The sequence below is a fragment of the Candidatus Hydrogenedentota bacterium genome (assembly GCA_035450225.1).
In the GTDB taxonomy this organism is placed as follows: domain Bacteria; phylum Hydrogenedentota; class Hydrogenedentia; order Hydrogenedentales; family SLHB01; genus DSVR01.
Genome location: DAOTMJ010000037.1, coordinates 1 through 10,884, shown reverse-complemented (window position 1 = coordinate 10,884; position 10,884 = coordinate 1). Strand labels below are relative to the sequence as shown.

10 protein-coding genes are annotated in these 10,884 nt (G+C 60.1%); all 10 read left to right on the top strand.

Features of this window, described 5'->3' with window-relative positions; translation table 11 throughout:
- The first annotated feature begins 25 nt into the window (after positions 1-25).
- The 10 genes from glpK (at position 26) to P5540_15850 (ending at position 10,778) form a co-directional block, all read left to right on the top strand.
- The gene (gene glpK / locus P5540_15895) at positions 26-1,498 is read left to right on the top strand and encodes a glycerol kinase GlpK (GenBank protein HRT66301.1); all 1,473 of its coding nucleotides are present in this window, start codon (positions 26-28) and stop codon (positions 1,496-1,498) included.
- Positions 1,499-2,019: 521 nt separating this feature from the next.
- Positions 2,020-2,211, top strand: coding sequence for a 30S ribosomal protein S21 (rpsU, locus tag P5540_15890; protein HRT66300.1), 192 nt, complete (start codon positions 2,020-2,022; stop codon positions 2,209-2,211).
- Between the two features lie 212 nt (positions 2,212-2,423).
- Complete coding sequence (gene xylB, locus P5540_15885; GenBank protein HRT66299.1) at positions 2,424-3,950, top strand: xylulokinase; 1,527 nt, start codon at positions 2,424-2,426, stop codon at positions 3,948-3,950.
- Positions 3,931-4,938, top strand: coding sequence for an RluA family pseudouridine synthase (locus P5540_15880; protein HRT66298.1), 1,008 nt, complete (start codon positions 3,931-3,933; stop codon positions 4,936-4,938). Before xylB ends, P5540_15880 begins: the two co-directional genes overlap by 20 nt.
- Positions 4,939-5,033: 95 nt before the next feature.
- Positions 5,034-5,681, top strand: a complete 648-nt coding sequence (locus P5540_15875; protein ID HRT66297.1) for a sigma-70 family RNA polymerase sigma factor — start codon at positions 5,034-5,036, stop codon at positions 5,679-5,681.
- Positions 5,674-6,120, top strand: a complete 447-nt coding sequence (locus tag P5540_15870) for a hypothetical protein (protein ID HRT66296.1) — start codon at positions 5,674-5,676, stop codon at positions 6,118-6,120. The genes P5540_15875 and P5540_15870 overlap by 8 nt, the downstream gene beginning before the upstream one ends.
- The gene (locus P5540_15865; protein ID HRT66295.1) at positions 6,114-6,584 is read left to right on the top strand and encodes a hypothetical protein; all 471 of its coding nucleotides are present in this window, start codon (positions 6,114-6,116) and stop codon (positions 6,582-6,584) included. Before P5540_15870 ends, P5540_15865 begins: the two co-directional genes overlap by 7 nt.
- A 7-nt stretch (positions 6,585-6,591) precedes the next feature.
- Complete coding sequence (locus tag P5540_15860; protein ID HRT66294.1) at positions 6,592-7,488, top strand: TIGR01777 family oxidoreductase; 897 nt, start codon at positions 6,592-6,594, stop codon at positions 7,486-7,488.
- Between the two features lie 340 nt (positions 7,489-7,828).
- Positions 7,829-10,009, top strand: a complete 2,181-nt coding sequence (locus P5540_15855; GenBank protein HRT66293.1) for a bifunctional SDR family oxidoreductase/aminotransferase class I/II-fold pyridoxal phosphate-dependent enzyme — start codon at positions 7,829-7,831, stop codon at positions 10,007-10,009.
- Positions 10,010-10,013: 4 nt separating this feature from the next.
- Complete coding sequence (locus P5540_15850; protein HRT66292.1) at positions 10,014-10,778, top strand: glycosyltransferase family 2 protein; 765 nt, start codon at positions 10,014-10,016, stop codon at positions 10,776-10,778.
- The last annotated feature ends 106 nt before the right edge of the window (positions 10,779-10,884 follow it).

Below are 10,884 nucleotides of genomic sequence, written 5' to 3'. Positions count from 1 at the left end.
GAACTTTTGGGAAGGGCCATGTCGTATGTCTAAAAAATTCATTCTTGCATTGGACCAAGGCACGACCAGTTCGCGGAGCATCGTGTTCGACGAGGCCGGAGGCATTGTCGCCGCCGCGTCCGAACCCTTTGAGCAAATCTACCCAAGACCCGGCTGGGTCGAGCACGATCCCGAAGCCATCTGGCGGACCCAGCGGGACACCGCCGCGGCCGCCATGGCCAAGGCCGGCCTACGGCCGTCCGATGTCGCCGCCATTGGAATCACCAACCAACGGGAAACGACCGTTGCGTGGGATCGCGCTACCGGCAGGCCCCTCTGCAATGCCATCGTTTGGCAATGCCGACGCACGGCCGCGGTCTGCGATGAACTCAAGGCCGCAGGCCTTTCCGAGGATGTGCGCGCGCGGACCGGGCTGGTCATTGACGCCTATTTTTCCGGCACGAAAATGAAATGGATTCTGGACCATGTCCCCGCCGCGCGGGAAAAGGCGGTGCGCGGCGAACTCTGCTTCGGCACCATGGACAGTTGGCTTTTATATAAACTGACGGGCATTCACGCCACCGATTACTCCAACGCGTCAAGGACAATGATCTTCAACATCCATAACCTGGATTGGGACGAAACGATTTTGGCCCGGCTGGGAATCCCGCGCGAAACTTTGCCCAGCGTCATGCCATCCAGCGGTGTCATGGGTTCGACTTCGCTGTTTGGAGGAGAAATTCCCGTGGCTGCCTTGTGTGGGGATCAGCAGAGCGCCCTTTTCGGCCAGACTGCTTTCGCACCCTATGAATCGAAAAACACCTATGGCACCGGCTGTTTTCTCCTGATGAACACGGGGACGGTTCCCGTTGATTCGCGCCACGGTCTTCTTACCACCATTGCCTGGGGAGTGGACGGCAAAGTCGAATATGCCTTGGAAGGCAGCGTTTTTATCGGCGGAGCTGTCATACAATGGCTGCGCGACGAACTCGGTCTCATCGCCAGCGCCGCCGAAAGCGAAACCGTCGCCGCCCAGGTTCCGGACACCGGCGGTGTTTATCTGGTTCCGGCTTTTGTCGGTCTCGGCGCGCCCTATTGGGATATGCACGCACGCGGTCTTGTCGCCGGGCTGACCCGCGGTTCGAATCGGGCCCATATCGTCCGCGCCGCACTCGAATCCATTGCATTCCAGTCCGCCGATGTCATTGCAAGCATGGAAGCCGACACATCCACGCGAATGCCCAGACTGCGCGTGGACGGTGGCGCCTCCGCCAACAATCTTCTCATGCAGCGCCAAGCCGATTTCCTCGGCATCCCGGTCGTCCGTGGGCAAGTCATTGAGACCACGGCGCTTGGTGCGGCTTTCCTGGCGGGACTCGCCGTCGGATTTTGGCCGGATCAAAAAGCGCTGGCCGGTATTTGGCGGGAAGATCGCACCTTTTTACCCCAAATCAGCGATGCGGAACGAGTGGCAGAAATGCAAAAATGGCAAGAAGCAATCAAACGCGTAAGACTTTGAAATTCAATATGTTGTAATTTTTTTTCGCCGGATTGTTTGCGTTTTCCGGGACCTCGTGGTACAATTGGGTTGGTCAGCGCCACATGTGGCGTTTCTCCTTCCGCGGAGGCCTCGGACGCCAGTCCCGGGCCTCTAAAATAACTCGCGGTTGGAAACGACGGCGAGTGAAGATACAGGGCCGTAACTCCGGTTGCGGCCCGCCTTGTTTATCCGGGTAGACGTATCCAAGTTTTTCCAAAATCCCCGCTTGCGGCTGCATGCTTAGGGTTTGGAATTTGGGGTATGGGGTATGGGTTGTAAAGTTTGAGATTTTGCTTTCACCTACCCCCCCTTCACCTTTCACCCTTTGATCTCTGTCGTGAAATTGATTTGCACTTGGACAATATGGTACTATTTCACCCTGTGGCGTGAGTTGGCGGTCAATCCCGCTTGGGCGCGCGCTTGAAAACATCGGGTCGAAACGGGCGAAAACAAGGTTTTCGTCGTAATAGTATTTTATAATGGAGGGGAGGTTAGATCGCGTGACAAAGGTTCGTGTTAAGCCGGATGAACCCTTCGAGAAGGCGCTTCGCCGTTTCAAGAAGAAGTGCAACAAAGAGGGCATCATGCAGCGCATCAAGGAAACCAAGCATTACGAAAAGCCGAGCGAAAAGCGGCGGCGCAAGCTGGCAAAAGCCATCGCGCGCAATGCCTCGGCCGCTTCGGAAATGTAATTGCCCGCAAGGGATTTCACACTCCGGCAGGACATGTCCCCGTGTCCTGCCTTTTCTCTGTGTTCCGATTCGATTTGGGGGGCTCGTTTCGATATCCTAACGCGGCTTAGCCGAAATTCCTCAATCAAGGATATGATTTCTTTGTCCGCAACTTCTGTGTACCATGCACAGAAGTTGCGGACAAAGAAACAAGAGCAGGAGGAATCGTCGCCATGAATATTTTACTCGGTGTGGATGTCGGAACCAGCGGCACAAAGGCGCTGGCCGTGAACGAGTCCGGGGCCGTCAAGGCTTCGGTGCTGGCCGAGTATCCGCTGCACAGTCCGAAACCGGGCTGGGCCGAACAGGATCCGGCCGATTGGAAACGCGCCGCCTTCGAGGCGCTCGCCCGACTCGCCCATGCGCTGGGTCCCGAAGCGAAAGACGTCAAGGGCATCGGCTTGACCGGCCAGATGCACGGATCGGTCTTTTTGGATGCGAACAACGATGTGTTGCGCCCCGCCATTCTCTGGTGCGACCAACGCACGGCGAAGCAATGCGATGACATCACCGCGAAAGTGGGCGCGGATCGCTTGATTCAGATGGTCTGCAATCCGGCATTGACGGGTTTTACCGCGCCGAAAATCCTCTGGCTTCGTGACAATGAACCGGCCGTCTACGAGAAAGTTTGTAAAATTCTCCTGCCGAAGGATTACATCCGCCTGGAGTTGACCGGTGAATTTGCGACGGATGTGGCGGATGCGTCCGGCACGCTCCTGTTCGATGTCCGGAACCGGACATGGCATCGCGAATTGATGTCCCTGCTCGACATACCCGCCGATTTCATGCCGCGCGCCTTTGAAGGCCCGGAGATCACCGGCGCATTGAAACCGGATGTCGCATCGGCGACCGGTCTGCCTCCGGGCATTCCCGTTATCGCGGGCGGCGGCGATCAGGCGGCCGGTGGTGTCGGCTGCGGCATTGTCCGAAGCGGCGTCATTTCCTCGACGGTCGGCACGAGCGGCGTCGTGTTCGCCTTTGCGGACGAGATTAGCCTTGATCCGCAGGGGCGCGTGCATACCTTCTGCCATTCTGTACCGGGCAAGTGGCACGTCATGGGCGTGATGCTGAGCGCGGGCGGATCGCTGCGCTGGTTCCGCGATGCCCTTTGCCAAAGCGAAAAGGCCGTCGCGGCGGAAACCGGCGCCGATCCCTACGAATACATCGCCGGGGCGGCGGCGCGCGTGCCCGCCGGGGCCGAGGGGCTGACGTTCCTGCCGTATCTGACAGGGGAGCGGACCCCGCACAAGGATCCGTACGCAAGGGGGGCGTTTATCGGCCTTTCGCTGCGCCATACCCGTGCCCACATGGCCCGCGCGGTGCTTGAAGGCGTCGCGTTCGGCATGCGGGACAGTCTCGAAATCATCCGGGAAATGGGTGTGCCCATCGAAGAAGTGCGCGCTTCCGGCGGCGGCGCGCGAAGCGCGCTTTGGAGGCAAATCCAAGCCGATATCAACAACGTGCCGCTTGTGCGCATCAACGTGGACGAAGGGCCGGCCTACGGGGCCGCGTTGCTGGCCATGGCCGGAACCGGATTGTGTTCCAGCGTCGAGGAAGCGTGCGACGCCACGATCCGCGTGGTGGACATCTGCGAACCTGACGCGGAGCGTGCGCGGTTCTATGAGCGGTGCTTCAAGGAATACCAGGCCGCATACACGGCGCTTGCGCCGGGATTCCGCCGTGCAGCCGAAATCGGTTGAGAATGCGCGCACGAGCGCGTTGTTTGAGGATATCGTCGGCCCGGAATTCGAGGGGTTACGTCTCGATGTCTATCTTGCAGCGGCGATCGAAGACGCATCCCGATCGTTCCTGCAAAAATTGATCAAGGAGGGACGCGTTACGGTCAACGACGCACCGGCCGTGCGCGCCAGCAAAACCGTTTCCGCCGGTGACGCCGTCGTGGTGGAATTGCCTCCTCCGCCCGAAGAGCGGCCTGTCGCCGAAGACATTCCGTTGGTCGTCGTTTACGAAGACGACGACCTAATCGTCATTGACAAGCCCTCGGGCATGGTTGTGCATCCCGCGCCGGGCCATTCCGCCGGAACCCTCGTCAACGCGCTCATGTTTCACTGCCCTGAAATGGCCGCCGCCGGAGGCGATCCGTACCGCCCCGGCATCGTCCACCGGATCGATCGCCATACTTCCGGGCTGCTGGTCGTGGCCAAGTCATCCGCCGCTTTTCGGGGGCTTGGGAAACAGGTCCGCGAACACGCATTCGACCGGCGCTATCTCGCAATCGTCCGCGGCGAGTTCAAGGAGGATCGCGGGCGCATCAACGTGCCCGTCGGGCGGAGTCTCAGCGATCCGGGGCGCATGTCCGTGACCGGCGTGCGGGGCCGCGAGGCGATTACACGGTTTGAAACCCTTGAACGTTTCCATGTCGCGTCGCTTGTCGGACTCGTTCTTGAAACCGGCCGAACCCATCAGATCCGCGTCCATTTGCGCTATGCCGGGCGGCCCGTCCTTGGCGATCCGGTCTACGGCGTCACCGATTTCGGCAAGTGGCCGGTTTCCCAACAAGTAAAAAATGCGCTTGCCGGTCTCGACGGGCAGGCGCTTCATGCCGAACGGCTCGGTTTCGAGCACCCCGTTACCCATGAAAGGCTGTGTTTTTCCGTGCCGCCGCCCCCGGATTTTCAGGCGGCGCTCGACGCCCTGCGCAAGGAATATTCGGCGCCGCCGTCATAAACCGTCGCCTGTCCCTTCCGAATAGCCGCTTGCCAAAATCAAGGTGAATATTCCCCGTGGCGCCGCGTCTATACTCATGACATAAGGAGCCTCCGATGGGCGTGTTGCTCGACAGGGCGTTGGTGTATCATGGTTCCATGGCCGATTTGCCGGGAACTGCAAGTGTTGGAATGGGTTGCGCGCCGGATGGCGTTCTGGTAGCCCATGCGCGCCAGGGTGACGACGCGGCGTTCGAGGAACTGGTGCGAAGGCATCGGAACGATGTCTACCGGCTGGTGTGTCGCTTCCTACACGACCGTGAAGAGGCATGGGACGTTTCACAGGAAGTGTTTATCAAGGCATATCGCGCGCTGTGGCGTTTTCGTGGGGAGGCACAGTTCAAGACATGGATCATGCACATCGCCGCCAACCAATGCCGCGACCACCTACGAAGACGCCGTGCGCCGTTCGTACCGCTGGACGAAGGTATCCGGTTTGAACGCGCGGCTTCGGCGGGCGAGCCCGACCACGCCGCAGAGGCGCGTGAACTCGGCTTGGCCATCGAACGGGCGCTTGAAACGCTCCCGCACAAGCATCGGCTCGCGTTCGTGTTGCGCGAATACGAGGGAATGAGTTACGAGGAAATGGCCCGCGCGATGCGTTGCCGGATCGGCACGGTCATGAGCCGGCTGCATCACGCGCGGCGCAAATTGCAAGACAAGCTCGCCGAGGCGGGCTTCAGCGAGGATTCGAACCATGGCTGAATGTCGTTGGATGCGAAATGTGGAACGCTGGGTGGACGGGGAAGCGTCCAATCCGGTCGAGGTTGCCACACATCTGGCCTCCTGTCCGGTGTGCCGGGCGCATGAGCGCCGGTTGCGGATGCTCCGGAACGGCGTTGCGGCCGTCGCACAGGCGGAAACCATCGGCGATACGCGCTTTTCAGCCTTCATGGAAGGCATCCGCGAGCGGCGTGACCGGCGTCCGCGCTGGAACTGGGCATGGAAACTGCTCCCCGTGGCCGCAGCCATCCTGATCGTTCTCGGCGGCTCGGTGTATACCTACGAGAGACTGACCATGCCCGGGCCGCCGGTCGTCGAATCGGCTTCGACGGAAATTGAAGAGGCTGCGGTGACCACCTATGCCTCGAACAGCGGCGTGACCACCGTCTGGGTGGTTTCGCGGGACAACGATGTATGGTAGCGGCCCTGCTGGTTCTATGCGCGCTGAGCGCGCCACCCGCAATGCCCTCGACGGGCCCTCCGCCCGTCAGAGTGGACGTCGTGGCGATACACGCGCTCGACGAACCCCGCTCCGGCAAACTGTATGAAGGCGGACTCGAAAGCGTAAAGGCCGCTCTCGAGGATTTGCCCTACAACACCTATCGCCGTCTCGATGCGGCGAATATCCAGGCGCCTTTCAACGAGGATACGATCGTTCCCCTGACGGATCGGCACAGGCTGTACCTGCGGCCCCTCTCGAAAGAACCGCACGACCAAGTGCGCCTGAATGTCCGCCTGCACATGACGCGAAAACCGGAAACCGGCGGCGTTTCCGTGAATGCGATCAATACGACTGTCATTGCCGGGGCGGGACGCCAGGTGAAATTGCGCGGGGTCAAACTCGATCAGGGCGAATTGATTGTCGTCATTACAATACGAAAGTGATGAGCCTATGAAAATCATCGTATCGGGCGCGTCGGGGCTGATAGGGACCGCTCTGGTAGCAGATCAGATGGCCGCCGGTCATGAGGTGGTGCGGCTGGTGCGGGCGCATCGTCCGGAAACGTCTGGCGTCGCATGTTGGAACCCCGAAGCGGGAGAATTGGATCCGTGCATTCTCGACAAGGCCGATGCGATGGTGCATCTTTCCGGTGAGAATATCGCGCAGGGACGCTGGTCCGCCGCACGCAAAGCGCGCATCCGCGACAGCCGCGTCAAGTCAACGGAATGCGTGGTCCAGGCCCTGTTGCACGCGGCCAATCCGCCCAAGACGTTTCTGTGCGCCTCGGCCATCGGCTTTTACGGCAGCCGGGGTGACGAACGGCTGACCGAAACGAGCGGACCGGGGACGGGTTTCCTCGCCGAGGTATGCCAGGCTTGGGAAACCGCAACGCACCCTGCTTCCGATCGAGGCATCCGCGTCGTCAATCTGCGTTTCGGCATGGTATTGAGCGGCGCGGGCGGCGCATTGCGGGCGATGCTGCCCGCGTTCAGGCTGGGAATGGGCGGCATCGTTGGAAACGGCCGCCAATACATGAGCTGGATCGCCATAGATGATCTGGTCGCTGCGATTCGATTGCTCCTTCACAATGAGTCGCTTTCCGGACCCGTCAATATTGTGTCGCCGCATCCTGTTGCCAATTCAGCATTTACAAAAACTCTTGGCCGCATTCTTCACCGTCCCGCTATTATTCCTGTCCCGGCGTTTGCCATCCGGCTTGCCTTGGGTGAAATGGCCGATGCGCTTTTGCTGTCCAGCCAGCGCGTTGAACCCGCCCGTCTCTTGGGTGCGGGTTTTGCGTTTCAATATCCCGACCTTGAAGCGGCATTGAAACAGTGCCTTGCCTGAGAGCGTGTACGGAATGTCCATCGGGAGCTGAACGTAGGACAGACTGTCCAGTCTGTCATTCCCGAAAACGGAAATCTTACAAGGACCGACAGGCTGGACAGTCTGTCCTACGCCCTTTTCGTACACGCTCCGAGGCGCATGGAAAGGCCTTTTCTTTTCAGACATTCATAAGGTCTTGAGTTTGGTTGGCCGGGAAATTAAACGGGATAAAAGCGGGGTGCTATAATGACGGGACAAATGGAAAAGGCAAACGTGTGGGCACACGCGGCGCGTGTGGTGTTTTTCACGGAAGCGGTCCGGATGCGGATGACCTTATGGGTATCCGGCAAGGAGAAAGTGTATGCGCGTATTGGTGACGGGCGGAGCCGGTTACCTGGGTTCGTCGCTGGTTCCGTTGTTGCTCGGCCATGGGCATTCCGTTCGTGTGTTCGACCGGTTTTGCTTCGGGGAGGATTCGCTGGGGGCCGTCAAGGATCACCCGGCATGCGAGATCGTGCGCGGCGATATCCGGCGGCTTCAGGAGGCGCCCGGCTTGCTGGACGGAATCGAGGCCATTGTCCATTTGGCGAGTCTTTCAAACGATCCGTCCTGCGATCTCGATCACGACATGACCCACGATGTCAATGTCGAAAGCACGCGCGAACTGGCCAAGAAAGCCGTGCAGCAGGGGGTGCGGCGTTTTGTGTTCGCTTCGTCGTGCAACGTCTATGGAAAAGGCGTGTTCGACGTGCTCGACGAGGAAAGCCCGCCGAATCCCGTGTCGGCGTTCGGGGCCAGCAAACTCGAAGGCGAACGCATCGTGTTGGGCATGAAAAGCGCATTCTTCGAGCCGGTCGTGGCGCGCACGGCGACGATGTTCGGCTGTTCTCCGCGGATGCGTTTCGACGTGGCGGTCAATCACATGGTGGCGACGGCCTTGCGTACGGGCGGGATCAAGGTGCTTGGGGGCGGTGGACAATGGCGGCCGTTCATCCATGTGCGCGATGCCGCGCGTGCCGTGATCCTGCTTCTTGAAGCCTCCGGCGATGACGTTTCGGGGCAGATTTTCAACGTGGGCGCCGATGCGCTCAATTGCCGGATCCTCGATCTGGCCCGGCAGGTCGCGGAAGCCATCGGCTCCGTCGAGATTGAAGTGGCGAAAGATGACGATGATCTTCGTACGTACCGCGTGCGGTTTGGCAAAATCCGCGACGTCGTAGGATTCCATTCGGAATACAGCATTGGGGATGGCATCGGTGAATTGCGCAAGGCGATCGAGGGGGCCTCGGATGACCCGTTTGCCGAGGCATACTCAAACGTGCGCCGGATGAAAAAATTGCTGGCGACGCCCGTGGATGAAGGCGGCGAACCGATTGCGGCGCGGTTCGTCAGCGTGTTGCGGCCCTGCCTGGGCGGAGAAGAAGAGGCCGCCGTTCTCGAAGCGCTGCGCAGTGGATGGCTGACCTCCGGGCCGCAGGTTCAGGCTTTCGAGAAAGCCTTCGCGGAAACGGTGGCCGCGCCGCACGCGATAGCCGTTTCGTCGTGTACCGCGGCGCTGCACCTGTGTTTGGTTGCCTTGGGCGTGCAACCGGGCGACGAGGTGATTACATCGCCGTTGACGTGGGCCTCGACGGGCAACACGATTCTTAACATGGGCGCGAAGGTTGTGTTCGCGGATGTCCGCCCCGGGTCGTTGAATATCAATCCGGACGCCGTGGAACGCGCGATTACCCCGCGTACCCGCGTGATTATGCCCGTGGACATGGCGGGACTTCCGTGTGATCTCGACGCGATTCATGCGATTGGCCGCAGGCACGGGATTCCGGTCGTCGAGGATGCGGCCCACGCGCTGGGCGCGGCGTACAAGGGAACGCCCATCGGCGCATACAGCGAATACACCTGTTTCAGTTTCTACGCGATCAAGAACATCACGACCATGGAAGGCGGCGCCATCACCGTCAAGGATGCGAACATGGCCGCACGGCTGCGCATGCTGGCCGCGAACGGCATGGCGGATACCGCTTGGGAACGTTATGGTCGCAGCGCCGTCGCGCATCCTTCCGAGGTCGTCGAACCCGGCTACAAGTACCTGCTGGGAAACGTCGGCGCGGCGATGGGCGTCGAACAACTCAAGAAATTCGCCCAGTTCAAGGCGGCGCGGCGGCGGCTTGCCCACATGTACCGCACCGCTTTGGAAGGCGTTGACGAAATCCGGCTGCCGGAAACGTCCGACGAGTCGGATCACGCCTGGCATTTGTTCATCATCCGGTTCAGGCTCGATCGCCTGATAAAGACGCGCGACGAACTCGCCGCGGCGCTGCGGCGCGAAAACATCGGCACCGCGATCAATTTCTTCGGGCTGCACCTGCACCGTTACTATCGCGAAGCGCTCGGCATGCGCCCCGAAGATTTACCCGAAGCGACGGCGGCCTCGTACGAGGTGTTGTCGCTGCCGTTGCATCCGGGGATGACCGACAAGAACGTGCATGAAGTGGTCGAGGCCCTCAAAAAAGTGCTTGCGCACGCGCGCAAGACGGGGTAATGCGATGTTCGCGGGCAAAAAAGTGGTGGTTGTCATGCCGGCCTACAACGCCGCGGCCACGCTCCGCCGGACCTATGAGGAGGTGATGGCGCAGGGGGTCGTGGACGAGGTGGTGTTGGTGGATGATGCCAGCAAGGACGACACGGTGGCGATTGCGCAGACGCTGCCCCGGACGACCGTGCTGGCTCATCCGAAGAATCGCGGATACGGCGGCAACCAGAAATCCTGCTACAAACTGGCCCTCGAACTTGGCGCGGACATTGTCATCATGGTCCATCCCGATTACCAGTACACGCCGCAATTGATCCCCGCGATGGCCTGTCTGGTTGGAAACGGGCTGTATCCCTGCGTGCTCGGTTCGCGGATTTTGGGCGGGCACGCGCTGCAAGGAGGGATGCCCGTCTGGAAATACATCGCCAACCGGGCGTTGACGTTCGTGGAAAATGTGCTCTTAGGCGCGAAACTCAGCGAATATCACACGGGCTATCGCGCCTTTTCCCGCGAACTCCTCGAAAATCTGGATTTAAGCTGGAACTCGGACGATTTTGTGTTCGACAATCAGATGATTGCGCAAATTTTGTGGGCTGGATACGCCATCGGCGAGGTGACATGTCCTACGAAATACTTTGCGGAGGCATCGTCCATCAATCTGCGGCGCAGTATCGCCTACGGGATCGGTTGCCTGAAAACGGCGGTAACGTTTCGGCTTGCGAAAATGGGGATCATTTCCTCGAAATTGTTTCCATCCTCCGGGATTCGGCCGACGTGACGCACCCTCTTGAAAACCGAAACCGCTTCCAGGATTTTTTCGAGAACGAGGGACCCCGATCCCCGGCTAAGAAAAATCCCGTTGGCGGGATCTTGTTGGCTTCATT